The 18428-nt window shown below is 65.5% G+C and carries 13 protein-coding genes; 6 read left to right on the forward strand and 7 right to left on the reverse strand.

Features of this window, described 5'->3' with window-relative positions; genetic code table 11:
- Positions 1–341 precede the first annotated feature (341 nt).
- Together FG486_RS14095 and gltX are read right to left on the reverse strand one after the other, a co-directional pair.
- Positions 342–1625 carry a citrate synthase gene (locus FG486_RS14095; RefSeq protein ID WP_060977102.1) on the reverse strand — a complete coding sequence of 428 codons (1284 nt, stop codon included), beginning with the start codon at positions 1623–1625 and terminating at the stop codon, positions 342–344.
- Positions 1626–1667: 42 nt separating this feature from the next.
- Positions 1668–3128, reverse strand: coding sequence for a glutamate--tRNA ligase (gltX, locus tag FG486_RS14100; protein ID WP_181268022.1), 1461 nt, complete (start codon positions 3126–3128; stop codon positions 1668–1670).
- A 97-nt stretch (positions 3129–3225) separates the two neighbouring features.
- Between gltX and FG486_RS14105 the strand changes: the two genes are divergently transcribed.
- Positions 3226–5355 carry a ComEC/Rec2 family competence protein gene (locus FG486_RS14105; RefSeq protein ID WP_181268023.1) on the forward strand — a complete coding sequence of 710 codons (2130 nt, stop codon included), beginning with the start codon at positions 3226–3228 and terminating at the stop codon, positions 5353–5355.
- Here FG486_RS14105 and FG486_RS14110 read toward each other — a convergent pair.
- Positions 5336–6718, reverse strand: coding sequence for an L-serine ammonia-lyase (locus tag FG486_RS14110; RefSeq protein WP_181268024.1), 1383 nt, complete (start codon positions 6716–6718; stop codon positions 5336–5338). The genes FG486_RS14105 and FG486_RS14110 overlap by 20 nt on opposite strands.
- 24 nt (positions 6719–6742) lie before the next feature.
- A complete protein-coding gene (locus tag FG486_RS14115; RefSeq protein ID WP_181268025.1) occupies positions 6743–8716 on the reverse strand; it encodes a S9 family peptidase in 1974 nt (657 codons plus the stop codon).
- Between the two features lie 125 nt (positions 8717–8841).
- On the opposite strand from FG486_RS14115, the gene pabB reads away from it, so the two are divergent.
- The 5 genes from pabB to dxs all read left to right on the forward strand — a co-directional run bounded on the left by pabB (position 8842) and on the right by dxs (position 14314).
- Complete coding sequence (gene pabB, locus FG486_RS14120) at positions 8842–10674, forward strand: aminodeoxychorismate synthase component I (RefSeq protein ID WP_181268026.1); 1833 nt, start codon at positions 8842–8844, stop codon at positions 10672–10674.
- 233 nt (positions 10675–10907) lie between these two features.
- The gene (locus FG486_RS14125; RefSeq protein WP_171007788.1) at positions 10908–11051 is read left to right on the forward strand and encodes a hypothetical protein; all 144 of its coding nucleotides are present in this window, start codon (positions 10908–10910) and stop codon (positions 11049–11051) included.
- A complete protein-coding gene (msrA, locus tag FG486_RS14130) occupies positions 11048–11743 on the forward strand; it encodes a peptide-methionine (S)-S-oxide reductase MsrA (RefSeq protein WP_181268027.1) in 696 nt (231 codons plus the stop codon). The genes FG486_RS14125 and msrA overlap by 4 nt, the downstream gene beginning before the upstream one ends.
- 49 nt (positions 11744–11792) lie before the next feature.
- Positions 11793–12266, forward strand: a complete 474-nt coding sequence (locus FG486_RS14135; protein ID WP_066278693.1) for a Fur family transcriptional regulator — start codon at positions 11793–11795, stop codon at positions 12264–12266.
- A gap of 113 nt (positions 12267–12379) precedes the next feature.
- The gene (gene dxs, locus FG486_RS14140; protein ID WP_181268028.1) at positions 12380–14314 is read left to right on the forward strand and encodes a 1-deoxy-D-xylulose-5-phosphate synthase; all 1935 of its coding nucleotides are present in this window, start codon (positions 12380–12382) and stop codon (positions 14312–14314) included.
- Positions 14315–14398: 84 nt separating this feature from the next.
- Here dxs and FG486_RS14145 read toward each other — a convergent pair whose 3' ends face one another.
- From FG486_RS14145 to ileS, 3 genes are all read right to left on the reverse strand, one after another.
- On the reverse strand, positions 14399–14827 hold the full coding sequence (locus FG486_RS14145; protein ID WP_181268393.1) for a DUF3035 domain-containing protein: 429 nt from the start codon (positions 14825–14827) through the stop codon (positions 14399–14401).
- Positions 14820–15392, reverse strand: coding sequence for a signal peptidase II (gene lspA / locus FG486_RS14150; RefSeq protein ID WP_181268029.1), 573 nt, complete (start codon positions 15390–15392; stop codon positions 14820–14822). Before lspA ends, FG486_RS14145 begins: the two co-directional genes overlap by 8 nt.
- 148 nt (positions 15393–15540) lie before the next feature.
- Complete coding sequence (ileS, locus tag FG486_RS14155) at positions 15541–18408, reverse strand: isoleucine--tRNA ligase (RefSeq protein WP_181268030.1); 2868 nt, start codon at positions 18406–18408, stop codon at positions 15541–15543.
- Positions 18409–18428: the final 20 nt, after the last annotated feature.

The following is an 18428-nucleotide window of genomic DNA, read 5'->3' on the forward strand; positions in this document are numbered from 1 at the left end:
AGTAGTGGGATCCTCCAAGGAGCGTAGCGGACCTTCTGAGCGGCGCTCCATTCTTGGCGCAGACGTCCCTCGACTTCGCTCGGGACAAACGGTTTAGGCGTTTGCCTGGGTATTGGCGACCCCTGGCCGCACTCAGAACAATAAGCGATCGTCCAACCACCTCCCGTGTTCCCGAGCCCCTCGGCTGGCTGGCAAGCCAGTGGCTCGGGATGAACTTCCCGGCTTTGCCGGGAAGTCGAGGGACGTTGTAAGACAGCGTTTCCCATCGATGCAGCACCAAAGCAAAACGCCCTCCCGGTGAGGGGAGGGCGCTTCGTTTATCGCGATGGCCGCTGAAGAAGTTAGCGGTCGCCGATCTTCACATAGGGGCGCTGCGTCGGGCCGGTGTACAGCTGACGCGGGCGGCCGATCTTTTGGCCGGGGTCGGAAATCATCTCGTTCCACTGCGCGACCCAGCCCACGGTGCGCGCGAGCGCGAACAGGGCGGTGAACATGGTGGTCGGGAAGCCGATCGCCGAAAGGATCACGCCCGAATAGAAGTCCACGTTCGGGAACAGCTTCTTCTCGATGAAATAGGGGTCGTTGAGCGCCATTTCCTCGAGCTGCAGCGCGACCTCGAACACCGGATCGCTGACCTTGAGCGCGTCGAACACCTCGCGCACGGTCTTCTGCATCACCGTCGCGCGCGGGTCGTAGTTCTTGTAGACGCGGTGGCCGAAGCCCATCAGGCGGAACGGATCGTTCTTGTCCTTGGCGCGCTCGATATAGTGCGGGATCTTGTCGGGCGTGCCGATCTCGCGCAGCATGTTGAGCGCGGCCTCGTTGGCGCCGCCATGCGCCGGGCCCCACAGACAGGCAATGCCCGCCGCGATGCACGCGAAAGGATTGGCGCCCGAGGAACCGGCCAGACGCACGGTCGAGGTCGATGCGTTCTGCTCGTGGTCGGCATGCAGGATGAAGATGCGATCGAGCGCGCGCTCGACCACCGGGTTCACCTCATAGGGCTCGGCGGGGACACCGAAGGTCATCTTGAGGAAATTGCCGGTATAGGACAGCGAGTTGTCGGGATACACGAAGGGCTGGCCGACCGAATATTTGTACGCGGCCGCCGCGATCGTCGGCATCTTGGCGATCAGCCGGTGGCTGGAGATGCGGCGATGGTCGGGATCGGCAATGTCGGTCGAGTCGTGATAAAAGGCCGAGAGCGCGCCGACGACACCGCACATGATCGCCATGGGGTGCGCATCGCGGCGGAAACCGCGATAGAATTGCATCAGCTGCTCGTGCAGCATGGTGTGGCGCGAGATCGTGTAGGTGAAGCTGTCGAGCTCGTCCTTGCTCGGCAGCTCGCCGTTGAGCAGCAGGTACGAGACTTCCATGAAGCTCGAATCCTCGGCCAGCTCGCCGATCGGATAGCCGCGGTGCAGCAGCACGCCTTCGTCGCCATCGATATAGGTCAGCGCGGAATCGCAGCTGGCGGTCGAGGTGAAGCCGGGGTCATAGGTGAAGCAGCCGGTTTCGGCGTAGAGCTTGCGGATGTCGATGACGTCCGGACCGATCGTGCCGGAGCGGATCGGATAGCCGCTTTCCTTGTCGCCGATCTTCAATGATGCGCTGTCTGACACGGTTCTTCTCCTCCAAACGTAGTGACGGTGCGCGTGGGGCCGTCAGGCGGCCACGTGCGTTATATCCTTGATCCGGGCGAGCGATTCCTCGCGACCCAGCAGTTCGAGCACGTCGAATATACCCGGTGAGCGCGCCTGTCCGGTCAGAGCGGCGCGCAGCGGCTGGGCATAAGTGCCAAGGCCGTGCCCCTGTGCCTCGGCAAATTGGGTAAGCTTTTCCTCCAGCGCGGCGCCCGTCCATGACGGTGCTTCGGCCAGAACCGGTTCTACTGTCTGCAAGACCGCGACCCCGGCTTCGTCTAGCAGGGATTTTGCTTTCTCGTCCATGCTTAACGGGCGATTCTTGAAGAGAAACTGCGCTCCTTCCGCGAGTTCGTTGAGGTCGCGCGCGCGCAGCTTCATCACCGGCATCGCGCGGCCCAGCAGATCGATGCCGCCCGCAGGATCGAATTCTGGCATCCGTGCGGCGACGCGCGGCGCGACCAGCGCGGCAAGCGCGGTATCGTCCATCTCGCGCAGATACTGGCCATTGAGGTTGATCAGCTTCTTGGCATCGAAGCGCGAGGGCGACTTGCCGACATTGGCGAGCGAGAACAGCTCGACCGCCTCGGAGCGCGAGATCTTCTCGCGGTCGCCATAACCCCAGCCGAGCCGCAGGAGGTAATTGAACATCGCGTCCGACACCACGCCCATATCGTCGCGATAGGCCTCGACGCCCAGTGCACCGTGGCGCTTCGAGAGTTTTGCGCCGTCATTGCCGTGGATCAGCGGGATATGCGCGTATACGGGCTCCGGCCATCCCATCGCCTGGATCAGCGCGAGCTGGCGGAAAGCATTGTTCAGATGGTCGTCGCCGCGGATGATGTGCGTCACGCCCATGTCGTGGTCGTCCACGACCACCGCGAGCATATAGGTGGGGGTGCCATCGGAGCGCAGCAGGACATAATCGTCGAGTTCGCGCGTATCGACCGTGACGTTACCCTGGACCTGGTCGGCAATCGTCATCTTGCCCGATTGCGGGGCCTTCAGGCGCACGACATAGGGCGCGCCCGCCGGGGCCTCGCTGGGATCGCGGTCGCGCCAGCGGCCGTCATAGCGCATCGGCAGCTTCTTCTCGCGCTGCTCGGCGCGCATCGCCTCCAGCTCCTCCGCGGTGGCGAAGCACTTGTACGCCTTGCCCATATCGAGCAGCTGGTGCGCAACCTCGGCATGGCGCGCCGCGCGTTCGCTCTGGAATACCGGCGTGTCGTCCCAATCGAGACCCAGCCAGTCGAGCCCGGCAAAGATCGCGTCGATCGCTTCCGGAGTTGAGCGCGCCTTGTCGGTATCCTCGATCCGCAGCAGCGCCTTGCCGCCATGGTGGCGGGCGAACAGCCAGTTGAACATCGCGGTGCGCGCGCCGCCGATATGGAGGAATCCGGTGGGTGACGGGGCGAACCGGGTTACGACCTGTCCGCCGGACGCGCCCGCCGGAAGGTCCGATTTTTCGCCGCTTGCACTCACTTACGCTTTCCTTTCAAACTCGCCGATGATGGCAATTTCGACCGCCTCTAGCACGGCTTTCTGGCAGCGACAAATGGCCAGTCTGCGCCGGTTTTCAATGGCCCCGCCTTCCGTCGCGGCCATGGGGCAATGGCTGCTGTCAGAGCGCGATCAGCTGCCGGTATGGATCGTCGTCGCGTTCGGCGCGGGGATTGCCGCCTGGTTCGCGCTGCCTGGCGGCGAGTGGCCGGTAGCGCTGATCGCGCTCAGCCTCGCCGGAGCGCTGGCACTGCTCGCCTGGTGCCGGTCCTTTGGCGCGATGGAACTGGCCGCGCGCTGCCTGTTCGTCGGTCTGCTGATGCTCGCGGCAGGCTGCGCGACCATGGCCTGGCGTGCCGAGCGCGTAGCCGCCGACCCGCTTCCCGCGCCCTGGTTCGGCGTGCTGACCGGGCGGATCGAGGCGCGCGAGACGTTGCCTGCGCGCGACATGGTGCGGCTCATCGTCCAGCCCGGTCCCTCGCTCGGCCTGCCGGAGCGGGTGCGGGTCAATCTCGACCTTGAACTGGATAGCCCCGCGCTGCAGCCCGGCGCGATCATCACGGGCCGGGCGCGGCTGATGCCGCCTGCGCAGGCGGCGCTGCCCGGCGGTTACAGCTTTGCCCAGCGCGCGTGGTTCGACCGGCTCGGCGCGACGGGCAGCATGCTCGACAAGCCGCAGCTGCTCAAGCCCGGTGAAACGGCGGGGGCGCTCGATTCGCTGCGCGCGCGGCTCTCGGCCCATATCCAGGCCTCGGTGCCCGGCGGGGCGGGGGGCATTGCCGCGACCCTGGCGACGGGCGATCGTGGCGCGATCAGCGAGGAAGATGCCGAGGCCATGCGGTCGAGCGGCCTGGCGCATCTGCTCTCTATCAGCGGGCTGCACGTTACCGCGCTGATCGGCGCGGTCTGGCTGCTGACGCTGCGGCTCCTTGCATTGTTCCCGCCGCTCGCCCGCGCCTGGCGGCTGCCGCTCGTCGCAGCCGGAGCAGGGGCGCTGGCCGGGATCGGCTATACTTTGCTCACCGGGGCCGAGGTGCCAACGATCCGATCGTGCGCGGCGGCGTTGCTCGTGTTGCTCGCGCTGGCGCTCGGGCGCGATCCGGTCTCGCCCCGGCTGATCGCGGCGGGCGCATTCGCGGTGCTGCTGGTCTGGCCCGAATCGCTGATGGGGCCGAGCTTCCAGCTGAGCTTCGCCGCCGTTACCGCGATCGTCGCGCTGCACGATCATCCCGCGATGCGGAACTGGGCAGCGGCGGACCTGGGCTGGGCTGGGCGAGTGGCGCGCTTCCTGGCGATGACCTTCCTTACCGGGCTGCTGATCGAGTTCACGCTGATGCCGATCGCGCTGCACCATTTCGGCAAGGCGGGGCTTTATGGCGCGCTCGCCAACATGATCGCGATTCCGCTCACCACCTTCATCATCATGCCGGTCGAGGCGCTGGCGCTGCTGCTCGATCTTGTCGGGCTCGGCGCGCCCTTCTGGTGGCTGTGCGGCATCGCGATCCAGGCGCTGATCGATGTCGCGCATGGCGTCGCCGATACTCCCGGCGCCGTCGCGCTGTTTCCGCGAAGCGGCGCGCCGGTGTTCGCGCTGTTCGTGATCGGGGGGCTGTGGCTGTTCCTGTGGCGCACGCGCGGACGCTGGCTGGGGCTGATCCCGGTGGCATTAGCCACGTTGCTCGCCGCGCTTCAGCCCGCGCCCGACCTGCTGGTGACGGGCGACGGCCAGCATCTCGCGCTCAGCGCCCCCGACGGCGCGCTGGTGGTGCTGCGCCGCAATGCGGGCGATTATGCGCTGCAAAGCCTGAGCGAGAGCGCTGCGTTCCAGGGGCAGCCGATCGCGATCGAGGACTGGCCTGGCGCGCGGTGCAATGCCGATTTCTGCAGCCTGATACTGCGCGATCAAAGGGTGCTCATCGGCAGAAGCCGCGAGCGGATACCAGAGCGCGACCTGGCCGCTGCGTGCCGCAGGGCCGATATTGTCATCGCGGCGCGCTGGCTGCCGAAGAGCTGCCGCCCGCGCTGGTTCAAGGCGGACCGGGCGCTGCTCGACCGGACGGGGGGACTAGCGATCTATCTGGGCGACCGCAGCGTCAGGACGGTGGCCGAGAGCCATGCCGGGCACCCCTGGTGGGACCGAGCGATGGCGCTGCGCCAGGCCGCGCGCGAGAAGGCACGCGCCGAACGGCTCAGCACTCGACCACGTTGACCGCGAGCCCGCCCTGCGAGGTTTCCTTGTAGCGCTCGTTCATGTCGAGCCCGGTGCGGCGCATCGTCTCGATCACCTCGTCCAGGCTGACCCGGTGCGTGCCATCGCCCATCATCGCCAGCCGCGCCGCCTCGATCGCCTTGACCGCGCCGACCGCGTTACGCTCGATGCACGGCACCTGCACCAGCCCCGCGACCGGGTCGCAGGTGAGCCCCAGATTGTGCTCCATGCCGATTTCCGCCGCGTTCTCGACCTGCATCGGCGAACCGCCCCAGGCTGCGACCAAGCCCGCTGCCGCCATCGAACAGGCGACGCCGACCTCGCCCTGACAGCCGACCTCCGCGCCCGAGATCGAGGCATTCTCCTTGAACAGCGATCCGATCGCGGCGGCGGTGAGCAGGAAGCGTTCGATGCCTGCCTGGTCGGCGCCGGGCGCGAAGCGATCGTAGAAACGCAGCACCGAGGGGATGATCCCCGCTGCGCCATTGGTCGGCGCGGTGACGACCTTGCCGCCCGCTGCATTTTCCTCGTTCACCGCGAGCGCCCAGAGGTTGACCCAGTCGATCACGGTCAGCGGATCGGACAGCATCCGCTCCTGCCGCTCCATCAGATGCGCCATCACGAGCGGCGCGCGGCGCTTCACCTTGAGGCCGCCGGGCAAAATGCCGCCGGTGCGGATGCCGCGGTCGATACAGGCCGACATCGCCTGGGCTATGTCGGAAAGCCCGGCCGACAGCGCCTCCGGGCTGCGCGCTGCCAGCTCGTTGGCGCGCATGATCTCGGCGATCGACAGCCCCGTCTCCGCCGCGATGGCAAGCAGATCGGCACCCGAGCGAAAGACATGCGGAACATCCCACAGCCCGCCGCCGCCAGGCGCGTTGCCGCCGGTCTCGCCCTCATCGATCACCGCCCCGCCGCCGACAGAATAATAGGCGCGTCGGTCAAGCTCTTCCCCGTCGGGCCCGAAGGCGGCGAAGGTCATCGCATTGCTGTGATATTCCAGACGCTCGCGCTGCAGGAAGATCAGGTCTGCCGGTTCGTCAAAGGCGATGCGATGGTGCCGGGCGAGCAGGATCTCGCCGTTCGCCCGGATCGTTTCGATCAACCGGTCCGCGGCGTCGGGATCGCAGGTTACCGGCTCCTCCCCGGCCAGGCCGAGCAGGATCGCGCGGTCGCTCGCATGGCCCTTGCCGGTAAGCGCGAGCGATCCATAGAGCCGCGTCTCCACCCGCGCTACCCGATCGAGCTGACCGGCATCGGCGAGCCTGGCGACGAAGCGTCCGGCCGCGACCATCGGCCCCATGGTGTGCGAACTGGAAGGGCCGATGCCGATCTTGAACAGATCGAAGACGGAGGCAACCATGAGCAATCCTTGTGCGAGAAAGGTTCAGTCGGCGGCGCCGGGCTGTGCGCCGAGCAGGTGCTGCTGCCAGAAGGCGAGCGTGGCCCAGAACAGGTAATCGGCATTTTCCTTGCGGCGGAAGCCATGCCCTTCGTTACGCGCGAGCAGGTGCCAGGCCGTGCCGCCATGCGAGCGTACCGCATCGATGATCTGATCCGCCTCGCTCGCCGGAACGCGCGGATCGTTGGCGCCGGTCACCACCATCAGCGGAATCTTCAGTTGATCGACCCGGGTCAGCGGGCTGATCTCCTCGAGCTTGGCACGCAGCTCCGGAACGCGCTCGTCGCCATATTCGATCCGTCTGAGGTCCCGCCTGTATTCCTCTGTATTTTCGAGGAATGTGACGAAGTTGGAGATGGCGACGATACAGCTGGCGGCATTGAAACGGCGGCCATAGCGGATCGCGCTGGCATAGCACATATAGCCGCCATAGCTGCCCCCGGTGACCCCGAAGCGCTTGGCATCGAGCGTCGGATATTTGCCCAGCCGGTCGAGAAAGGCGCCGATGTCCTTGACCGAATTCTCGCGGCGGAACGGGCCGTTGTCGAGAGCGACGAAGCGCTTGCCGAACCCGGTCGAGCCCCGGACATTGGGATAGAAGAGCGCGATACCGAGCTCGTTGATGAGATAGTTGGTCCGGCCCAGAAAGCCCGCAGTTGCCTGACCCTCGGGGCCACCATGGATCGACATGATCAGTGGTCGCTTGCCTGGGTGCCGTTTCGGATCAGGCCGGTAAAGCAGGCCGGAAATCGGCTCGCCGTCGAAGCTCTTGATCTCGACCAACTCGGGCAGGACGTTGGTCGCCGGGTCGAGCCCACCGGTCTCGCTCTCGGTCCAGCGGGTGACCTTGAGCGTCGCGGGGTCGAGGCTATAGGCATCGCCGGGCGACTGGTTGGAATAGACGGTGAAACCGAGATCGCCCCAGGGTGCAAACTTCATTCCCGATCCGATCTCGCCCGGGGGGAGCCCTGTCACCTGACGCTTGGCGCCACTGGCGATATCGTAAAGATAAAGCCTGGAAAAACCCGCTTCATTAACGACATAGGCGATGGTCCTGCCATCTTTCGCGATGTCGAAACTGCTGATGTCCCAACGCCCGCCGTCGATCATCGGGGTGAACATCCCCGTCTCTGTGTCGAGCAGCCCGAGGCGCTGGACGTCCGAGTCCTTGTCGCTGGAGACCCAAAGACGGCCATCGGGGGCGAATTGCAGATTGCCATAGGCGACCGGGGTGGCATCGCGCGTCACCTGCCGGATCGCGCCGGTCTCGACATTGATGATGTGCAACTGGCTGTCGGTGACCGAGATATAGTTGAACACCAGCAGATCGCGGCCATTGGGGGCGAAATCGATCGCCGCCCAGCCGCCGCTGTCGGTGGAAAGCACCATCCGCGCCGATCCGGGCGTACGCGGGTCCATGACATAGATGTCATTATAGACGCCGGTGCGCATGTTGCTGCCATAGGCGACGAGCTTGCCGTCATCGGAAAACGGTCCCAGCGCATGACGGCTCTTGCCGTCGGTCAGCAAAGTCAGCCGCCCTGATTCCAGCGCATAGATCTGCGAGACCTCGTTGCCACCGGCGTCCTTCTCGAGCAACAGCACCTCGCCATCGGGCGACCAGCTGCCGCTGAAGATCGGCTCTTCCTCGAAGGTGATCTGCCGCCGCGCCGATCCGGGGGCTGCGACGCGGTGCAATTGCGCGACATTGGCAAAGCGCGTGGTGATCAGCATCGACCGGTCGACAGGGTGCCAGCCGACAAAACCGGCGGTGCGATATTCGAGATAGGGGCGCGTGTCTGCGACCAGCGATTGCGCGATGGGCGGAACGCCATCGGCCACCATCGCAGCCGGGGGCGGAACTATGGGATCGGCCGGGGCGGCGTCCTCGGCGGCCACAGGGACAGCCAGACCGACCGCCAGCGCGGCCAGCGCCCATGTCCAACTGCGCCGATGCATCCTGCGTCCCTTCATGTCTTGCTGCCCGTCTATGCGGCGCGCGCGCCCTTGGCAACCGCACAGCCAGATGGCCTGCCAAACACCCCTCTAGGCAGTGATGCAGCCAGGCCCTAGAAGCGCGGGCCATGGACCCCAGGCCCGCCCGTCTTTCCCAGCCCTTTGTTCTGCTCGATGATGCCCGCGTGCAGGGGGGTAGCCCGGCGCGGCTGTACCGCGATCCGGTGCGCTGCCTGTCGGCGCACACCGCCGAAGAGCTGGACCAGTTGCTCGACGAGTTGCGCAGCGCGGGGCGGTCAGGGCTGCATGCGGCGGGCTATCTGACCTACGAAGCCGGCTATGCGCTCGAATCCCGGCTGCGGCCGCTGCTCGATGCGCTGGGGCCGATGCGGCTGGCCTGGTTCGGGCTGTTTGAACGTCATGACGTCATGCCGCCAGAGGCCGTGCCCGGCTGGCTCACGCTGCAGGGCGGGGAGGCGCAAGCCTCTCTGACCCCGGCGCGCCCCGAAATGGCCGAGCATGACTATGCGGCGCGCTTTGCGCTGGTGCACGAAGCGATCGCGCGCGGTGACATCTACCAGGCCAATCTTACCTTCCAGAACCATGCTGCGGTTTCGGGCCATCCGCTGGCGCTCTATCGCGCGCTGCGCGCGGGATCGGCGGCGGGCTATGGCGGTGTGGTGTTCGATGGTGCCGACTGGCAATTGAGCCTTTCGCCCGAAATGTTCTTCTCGCTGCGCCAGGGCGAGATGACCGCGCGCCCGATGAAGGGCACGCGCCCGCGCGAAGCCGATCCCGCGCGCGATGCCGAGGCTGCGGAACAGCTGCGCAGCTCGGAAAAGGACCGCGCGGAAAACCTGATGATCGTCGATCTGCTGCGCAACGATCTGGCGCGCGTCGCGGTGCCCGGCAGCGTGCGCGTGACCGATCTGTTCCGCATCGAAAGCTATCCCAGCGTCCACCAGATGACCTCGACCGTACGCGCGGGCCTGGCGCCGGGCCGCGATGCGATCGACATCATTCGCGCGATCTATCCCTGCGGATCGATCACCGGCGCGCCAAAGATCCGTGCGATGGAATTGCTGCACGCAATCGAGGCGAGGCCGCGCGGCATCTATTGCGGATCGATCGGCCGGATCGACCCGCATCGCGAAGGCCAGCCGGGTGACGCCGCTTTCAATGTCGCAATTCGCACCTTGCATCTTGCCGCCGATGCGCAAAAGGTCAGCCTTGGGCTGGGATCGGGGGTGGTCGCGGATTCCGGCGCAGCAGACGAATGGCGCGAATGTCTGGTCAAGGGGGCGTTCTTGAAGGCGGCGACAGGATTGCAGGCAAGGGCGGGGCGGTTCGATCTCATCGAGACCATGGGCTTTGATCCTGCGAGCGGCATCGTCCGGCTGGAACTGCATCTGGAGCGGATGAAGGCAAGCGCGGCGGCGCTGGGTTTCTCGTTCGATCGGCACGCCGTGCGCAACGCGCTCAACCATGCCTGCTTCTTTCTGGAGGTGCCCACGCGCATCCGGCTGCTGCTTGCCGCGACGGGCGATACCGCGATCGAGATGCGCCCGATGCCCGCACCGCTGGGCGAGCCGCTGAAGGTGGCGCTTCGGCCGATGGCGCTGGCTGCCGACGATCTGCGGCTGGCGCACAAGACGACCGACCGGGATTGCTATGACGCTCCCCGTCGCGAGGCTGCAGCGCAGCAGGGCGCGGACGAGGTGTTGTTCACGGATGCCGGCGGCGCGCTGACCGAGGGGAGCTTTACCAGCCTGTTCGTCGAGCGTGACGGTCGGCTGCTCACCCCATCACTTGCCCAGGGCCTGCTGCCCGGCGTGCTCAGGCGCGAGCTGATCGAGCAGGGCAGGGCGGCGGAGGCGCGGCTGGTGCCCGGCGACCTGACAGACGGCTTCTGGCTGGGCAATTCGCTGCGCGGGCTGATGCGGGCGCGGCTGATCGGTTGACCGCTGGGTCACCTGATCGACCTCCATCCGACGTTCGCCGAAAAGCTGAACCATCGCCTGTGCCGTGGTTCACAGCGCGTACAGCCGATTCAGGCACATTGCGGGCACCCCAAGCAGAACTATCCGCAGTGCTGCTTGATTCGCCCGTCGGGGGCACCAGATGGTCCTTCCGATGTAACCCCGCAGGCCATTCCCCCGAACCGGGCCTGCGGACACATGACAAGAGACGAACCATGACTACTATCCTCAAGTCGGATCTGTTCCGCAATTTCCTGGGCGGTTTTGCCATCGGCGCGATCGCGATGTTCGTGCTGCTGCCCGAAGACGGCCGTGCCGAAAGCGCGCGGCCCGCTATCGAGAGTTCGATCCTGAAATGAACCTGCCTTCGCGTCTTCTCCCCATCCTGGCCGGCATCGGCCTGTTCGGCGCGGCCCTGACCGTGCTGGAGCCCGCTGCCCTGGCTGCGGAGGAGGCGAAGATCATTCCCGCGCCCAAGCTCAAGGCAGCCGAATCGGGCAAGCAGGCGGTCGCGATTTTTGCCGGCGGCTGCTTCTGGGGCGTCGAGGGCGTGTTCAGCCATATCAAGGGCGTGAAGAGCGCCGTCTCCGGTTATCATGGCGGCGGCAAGGCTAATGCGACCTATGACGAGGTGTCGAGCGGCAGCACGCGCCATGCCGAGGCGGTCCGCGTGGTCTATGATCCTGCGCAGGTCAGCTATGGCCAGCTGCTGCAGGTCTTCTTTTCGGTGGTCGCTGATCCCACGACGCTGAACCGTCAGGGACCCGATAGCGGCACCCAATATCGCACCGCATTGGTGCCGGTAAGCAAGTCGCAGTCGCAGGTGGCGCGCGCCTATATTGCAGAGCTCGACAAGTCGGGGGCGTGGAAACGCAAGATCGTCACGGCGGTCGAGCCGTACAAGGCCTTCTATCCGGCTGAAACCTATCACCAGGACTTCATGTTCAAGAATCCGGCTCACCCTTATATCGTCCGTTGGGATGCGGTGAAGGTGAGCAATCTCAAGCGGACCTTCCCGGCACTCTTTATTGCCAAGCCCGTGCGCGGCTGAGCCCGGTCGGGCCATTGCAACCTGCGGGCGGGATGCGTAGATAAGCGCCATGTCGACCGTCACAGACCAGGCCCACAAGCATCACGAGCACGAGGGCGAAGACCTTGCCGTCGCCGCGCGGCGTTCGCTCGAAGCAGCGGGCGAGCAGTGGACCGAGATGCGCGAGTCGATCTTTGCCGCCCTGGCCGAGATCGAAAAGCCGGCATCGGCCTATGACATTGCCGATTCCGTCAGCCGCAAGCGCGGCAAGCGGGTGGCGCCCAACTCCGTCTATCGCATTCTCGACCTGTTCGTGCGCACCAATCTTGCGCGCCGGGTAGAGAGCATCAACGCCTATATCGCCAATTCGCACCCGGGATGCGTGCACGATTGCATATTCCTGGTGTGCGATTCTTGCGGAAACGCGACGCATATCGATGATGATGGGCTGTCGCGCAGCGTTCGCAGGACGGCAGAATCGGCGGGCTATGTCGATATACGCCCGGTCATAGAGGTGCGCGGACGCTGCGCAGCCTGTGACTGAAATCCGCGTTTGCGGAACTGTCCAAAAAACTTTACACTCCAGACCGTCATCCGGGTCGATCATTCGACAGAACCCAAAAATGGGTCTAGGATTCGCGGTTGAAAGGGAATTCAATGACCAATCTGCCCGAAACGCCATTGCTGGACACCGTCAAGACCCCGGCAGACCTGCGTCAGCTGAAACCGACCCAATTGCGCCAGTTGGCCGACGAACTGCGCCAGGAAGTGATTTCGGCGGTATCGGTCACCGGCGGGCATCTGGGCGCGGGCCTCGGCGTGGTCGAACTGACCACCGCGATCCATTATGTGTTCGACACGCCCAACGATCGCCTGATCTGGGACGTCGGCCACCAGTGTTATCCGCACAAGATCCTGACCGGCAGGCGCGACCGCATCCGCACGCTGCGCACCGGCGGCGGCCTGTCGGGCTTCACCAAGCGTAGCGAGAGCGAATATGATCCCTTCGGCGCGGCGCACAGCTCGACCTCGATCTCGGCCGCGCTCGGCTTTGCCACTGCCAACCAGATGAGCGGCGCGCCCGGCAAGGCGATCGCAGTGATCGGCGATGGCGCGATGAGCGCCGGCATGGCCTATGAGGCGATGAACAATGCCGAACGCGCGGGCAACCGGCTGGTCGTCATCCTCAACGACAATGACATGTCGATCGCGCCGCCGGTGGGCGGCCTTTCGGGCTATCTCGCGCGCATCGTGTCGAGCCGCGAATTCCTGGGCGTGCGAGAGGCGCTGAAGCGGCTCGCGCGCAAGCTGCCGCGCAGCTTGCACCAGGCCGCACGCAAGACCGACGAATATGCCCGCGGCATGGCGATGGGCGGCACCTTGTTCGAGGAACTGGGCTTCTATTATGTCGGCCCGATCGACGGGCACAATCTCGACCAGCTCGTGCCGGTGCTCGAGAATATCCGCGACGCCGCCGAAGGGCCGTGCCTGGTCCATGTCGTGACGCAGAAGGGCAAGGGCTATGCCCCGGCCGAAGCGGCGGCGGACAAATATCACGGCGTCGCCAAGTTCGATGTCGTCACCGGCAAGCAGGACAAGGCTGCGGCGGGCCCGCCGGCCTATCAGAACGTGTTCGGCGAAACGCTGGCCAAGCTGGCGGAGACCGACCCCACGATCTGCGCGATCACCGCCGCAATGCCCTCGGGCACCGGCGTCGACAAGTTCGCGCAGGCGCATCCGGACCGCAGCTTCGATGTCGGCATTGCCGAGCAGCATGCGGTGACCTTCGCCGCGGGGCTTGCCGCACAGGGCATGCGCCCGTTCTGCGCGATCTATTCGACATTCCTGCAGCGCGCCTATGACCAGGTGGTGCACGATGTCGCGATCCAGAACCTGCCCGTGCGCTTCGCGATCGACCGCGCCGGCCTGGTCGGCGCCGATGGTTCGACCCATGCCGGATCGTTCGACATCACCTATCTCGCAACGCTGCCCAACATGGTGGTGATGGCCGCCGCCGACGAGGCGGAACTGGTGCATATGACCTATACCGCCGCGTGCCACGACAGCGGTCCGATCGCTTTCCGCTATCCGCGCGGCAATGGCGTCGGCGTCGCCCTGCCGGAAGTTCCCGAGCGGCTCGAGATCGGCAAGGGCCGCATCGTGCGCGAAGGCAAGAAGGTGGCGATCCTCTCGCTCGGCACGCGCCTCGCCGAGGCGCAGAAGGCCGCCGATGTGCTCGACGCCAAGGGGCTGTCAACAACAGTCGCCGACCTGCGTTTTGCCAAGCCGCTCGACGAGGAGATGATCCGCAAGCTGCTCGCCACGCACGAGGTGTGCGTGACGGTGGAAGAGGGCGCGATCGGCGGCCTCGGCGCGCATGTACTGACCATGGCATCGGACGAGGGTCTGATCGATGCGGGCCTCAAGCTGCGTACGCTGCGCCTGCCCGACGTGTTCCAGGACCAGGACAAGCCAGAAAAGCAATATGCCGAAGCCGGGCTCGATGCCGATGGCATCGTGGAGACCGTGCTCAAGGCACTGCGCCACAACAGCGCCGGCGTCTCGGTGGTGGGGGATGGCGCGCGGGCCTGATCCCGATCCCATCTCGGCTCCAGAAACAAGAAAGCCCGGCGAATCAGACGATTCGCCGGGCTTTCTTGTAACCTGTCTGCGCGCTTATTGCGGCGGAACGGCAGCCTTGGCGTCCTGACCGTCGCCCTCGGGCGCGGCGACGATGTCGCGGGTGGTGGCACCCTTGTCGGTGGTCTGCGTCTTGGGATCGCCAACCTGCGAACGGATGGCGGCATCGGGCGTGCCGGCGCGGTTCAGGGCGGCGCCCTCGACACCGCTGCGCGGCTGCGGGCCGCCGAACAGCGCATCGAGCGCCTGCTGGCTGGCAGAGACCGACTGCGGACGTGCCGCGCCGGGGGTCGGCGGGGTCAGCGAGAAATCGGGCGGGATCACAAGCGGCGCCTGGCGCGAGACGGCGAACTCGTCCGGCCGGTCGCGGTTGAAGATGCCGCCGCTCGATCCGCAGGCCGAAAGCGTTGCTGCTGCGAGGGAAACACCGGCGATCAGGGCAAGTTTGCGCCCGGAATTAAGCATCATAATTCTCCGTCTTGGCAGCCGTAGCTTCTCCGCTAGGCCCGCCAGCCTGAACCCCCGATTTAGGGGCTTCAGATTTCGCGGCTTTGTCGCCGATTATCAGAACGCGGGCAAGCAATAACAGCACGCCGATGGTGATCGCGGCATCCGCGATGTTGAAGATCATGAACGGCCGGAAGGCGCCGAAATGCAGGTCCGCATAGTCGACGACATAGCCCAGCCGCGCGCGATCGATGATGTTGCCGAGCGCCCCGCCCAGGATCATGCCCAGCGCCAGGATGTCGCCGCGCGCGCGCTCCTTGAACATCCACAGCAACACGATGGTGGCGATGATGCCGGTCAGCGCGACGAGCATCCAGCGCGCGGTTTCGGTCTCTGCGGTGAGAAAGCCCATCGAGACGCCGCGATTTTCCGCCCAGGTGAGGTTGAAGAACGGCGTGATCTCGATCTGCATCCGGCTGCTCAGCGCAAGTGGACCCGCAACGATGAACTTGGCGAGTTGGTCGATAACGAGAATGGAAAGCGCCAGGACAACGCCCTCGGTGCGAAAGCGGGTGAGGGTCATGCCGCGCACTCCCGGCTCGCATCACGCTCGTCACCCTGAACTTGTTTCAGGGCCCATCGGGCACCAAGCGCCTTCACCCTGTCGGCTCCCGGACGGTCGATGGGTGCTGAAACAAGTTCAGGGTGACAGGATACGACCGGCTGCACCATCACGCCAGCATCTCCGAGCAACGACCGCACAGCGCGCCGTCTTCGGTCACCTCGGGCAGATGCCGCCAGCAGCGGCCGCATTTGTGGTGGCTGGTGCGGGTGACGCTGATCGTCTCGCCGCCAGTCGTCGAAACATCGGCGGTGATGAAAAGTTCTGCCAGCTCGGTGGCGCTAAGCTGTCCATCCGGCACGGCATCGGCTGCGATCTTGACTTCTGCCTCCAGGCTCGAGCGGATCACCTTGTCGCGGCGGAACGGTTCGATCGCACCGGTCACGCTGTCCTTGAGGTCGCGCAAGCGGCTCCAGCGGCCCATCAGTTCGCTGCCATCGCCCAGCTCGGGGAGTTCGGGCCATTCCAGCAGATGCACGCTGCCAGCATCGGGATAGCGCGTGGTCCACACCTCCTCGGCGGTGAACACCAGCACTGGCGCGGCATAGCGGACCAGCGCCTCGAACAGCACATTGAGCACGGTGCGATAGGCGCGGCGCTTGAGCGTGCCCTGCGGAGCGGCCGGGCCGATATCACAGTACAGGCAATCCTTGCGGATATCGAAGAAGAAGGCCGACAGGTCGTTGTTCGCGAAATCGGCAAGCGTGCGGACATAGGTGTTATAGTCGAAGTCCTCGACCGCGCGGGCCAGCTTCGCGTCCATGTCGGCGAGCAGGTGCAACACATAGCGCTCGAGCTCGGGCATGTCTGCGACCGCCACCTTCTCGCTCTCCTCGAACCCGGCGAGCGCGCCGAGCAGGTAGCGGAAGGTGTTGCGCAGCTTGCGATACTGGTCGGACACGCCGGCGAGGATTTCCTTGCCGATGCGATGATCCTCGGTGAAATCGACCGACAGCGCCCAGAGCCGCAGGATGTCCGCGCCCGAATCCTTGATCAGCGTCAGCGGATCGATGGTGTTGCCGAGCGACTTGGACATTTTCATGCCCTTGGCGTCCATGGTGAAGCCGTGGGTCAGCACCGCCTTGTACGGCGCGCGGCCGCGCGTGCCGCAGCTCTGCAACAGGCTGGACTGGAACCAGCCGCGATGCTGGTCCGATCCTTCCAGATACAGGTCAGCGGGGCTCTGCAGGTCGGGCCATTTGCCGCTTTCCAGCACGAAGGCATGGGTGCAGCCGCTGTCGAACCAGACATCGAGAATGTCGGTAACGCGCTCGTAATCGGCCGGATCGTAATCCGGGCCGAGCAGGGCAGGGGCGTCCGCCTCGTTCCAGCCGTCCACGCCGCGTTCGCGGATGGCAGCGACGATGCGCGCATTGACGCTCGCGTCCTTCAGATACTGGCCGGTCTTGCGGTTGACGAACAGCGTGATCGGCACGCCCCAGGCGCGCTGGCGGCTGATCACCCAGTCGGGGCGACCCTCGACCATAGACCGGATGCGGTTCTCGCCCTTGGCGGGCACCCAGCGGGTGTCGCTGATCGCCTGCAGTGCGGTGCCGCGCAGCGTGTCGCCGGTTGCCAGCGGTGCATCCATCGGGATGAACCATTGCGGGGTGCAGCGGAAGATCACGCGCGCCTTGGAGCGCCAGCTGTGCGGATAGCTGTGCTGGAACGCACCCGCCGACAACAGGGCACCGGCGGCGCGCAGATCCTCGCAGATCGGGCCGTCGGGTGCGTTGAACTTGGGATTGATTACCGACATCCGCCGCTCGTCCGCGCCGCCGAGCCAGGCCCAGTCGTCGCGATAGCGCCCATCGCCCTCGACCGCGAATACCGGCTCCAGCCCGTGCGCCTTGCACAGGTCGAAATCGTCCTCGCCATGGTCGGGCGCCATATGGACCAGACCCGTACCCGCATCGGTGGTGACGAAATCGCCAGGCAGGAAGGGGCGCGGCTTGGCGAAGAATCCGCCGAGGGCGTGCATCGGGTGGCGAGCGGTGGCGTCCTTCAGTGGCCACGCCCCGCCGACAGATTCAAACAAGCAGCTGTCGCTATTGTCAAACTCGCAGCCGATACGTCGCAAAAAGTCTGGGACCAGCTTCGCTGCAACGACGAAACGCTTATCCCGCATCCATTCGAGATGAGGCTTGCCCTCGATTTCGCCCGACTTTAGCTCGAACATCGCATAATCGACGTCCGGCCCATAAGCGAGCGCCTGGTTCACCGGGATCGTCCACGGCGTGGTCGTCCAGATCACCGCATAGGCACCGACCAGCTCGGGCGCATTGGGCGCGTCGACGATCTCGAACGCCACGTCGATCTGCGTACTCGTGACATCCGCGTACTCGACCTCGGCCTCGGCGAGCGCGGTCTTCTCGACCGGGGACCACATAACCGGCTTGGCCCCGCGATAGAGCTGGCCGCTCTCCGCGAACTTCATCAGCTCCTGCACGATCGTCGCCTCGGCGGCGAAGTCCATCGTCAGGTACGGATTGTCCCAGTCGCCGTTGATGCCCAGGCGCTTGAGCTGCTCGCGCTGGGTATCGACCCAGTGCTGCGCATAGGCGCGGCATTCTGCGCGGAACAGGGCAGGGTCGACCTCGTCCTTGTTCAGCTTCTTCTTGCGATATTGTTCCTCGACCTTCCACTCGATCGGCAGGCCGTGGCAGTCCCAGCCGGGGACGTACGGCGCGTCCTTGCCGAGCAGCGACTGGGTGCGGCAGACCATGTCCTTGAGGATATGGTTGAGCGCATGGCCGATATGCATGTCGCCATTCGCATAGGGCGGGCCATCGTGGAGGATGAACTTTTCGCGGCCGCGGCGCGCATCGCGCAGCTGCTTGTAGAGGTCCTGTTCCTGCCAGCGCGCCAAAATCGCCGGTTCCTTCTGGGCGAGCCCGGCCTTCATCGGAAAGTCGGTCTGCGGCAGAAAGACGGTGTCTTTATAGTCGGCGGCGGCGCTGGCGGATTGGTCAGTCATAGTGGCTGGCGCTTACGGCG

It is taken from the genome of Blastomonas ursincola (assembly GCF_013607875.1).
Taxonomy (GTDB): Bacteria; Pseudomonadota; Alphaproteobacteria; order Sphingomonadales; family Sphingomonadaceae; genus Blastomonas; species Blastomonas ursincola.

Bases quoted from the DNA above. Each gene is read 5' to 3' on its own strand.
- FG486_RS14105 (WP_181268023.1), top strand. From the start codon at position 3,226: ATGGCCCCGCCTTCCGTCGCGGCCATGGGGCAATGGCTGCTGTCAGAG.
- FG486_RS14110 (WP_181268024.1), bottom strand. From the start codon at position 6,718: ATGGTTGCCTCCGTCTTCGATCTGTTCAAGATCGGCATCGGCCCTTCC.
- FG486_RS14115 (WP_181268025.1), bottom strand. From the start codon at position 8,716: ATGCATCGGCGCAGTTGGACATGGGCGCTGGCCGCGCTGGCGGTCGGT.
- pabB (WP_181268026.1), top strand. From the start codon at position 8,842: ATGGACCCCAGGCCCGCCCGTCTTTCCCAGCCCTTTGTTCTGCTCGAT.
- FG486_RS14125 (WP_171007788.1), top strand. From the start codon at position 10,908: ATGACTACTATCCTCAAGTCGGATCTGTTCCGCAATTTCCTGGGCGGT.
- msrA (WP_181268027.1), top strand. From the start codon at position 11,048: ATGAACCTGCCTTCGCGTCTTCTCCCCATCCTGGCCGGCATCGGCCTG.
- FG486_RS14135 (WP_066278693.1), top strand. From the start codon at position 11,793: ATGTCGACCGTCACAGACCAGGCCCACAAGCATCACGAGCACGAGGGC.
- dxs (WP_181268028.1), top strand. From the start codon at position 12,380: ATGACCAATCTGCCCGAAACGCCATTGCTGGACACCGTCAAGACCCCG.
- FG486_RS14145 (WP_181268393.1), bottom strand. From the start codon at position 14,827: ATGCTTAATTCCGGGCGCAAACTTGCCCTGATCGCCGGTGTTTCCCTC.
- lspA (WP_181268029.1), bottom strand. From the start codon at position 15,392: ATGACCCTCACCCGCTTTCGCACCGAGGGCGTTGTCCTGGCGCTTTCC.
- ileS (WP_181268030.1), bottom strand. From the start codon at position 18,408: ATGACTGACCAATCCGCCAGCGCCGCCGCCGACTATAAAGACACCGTC.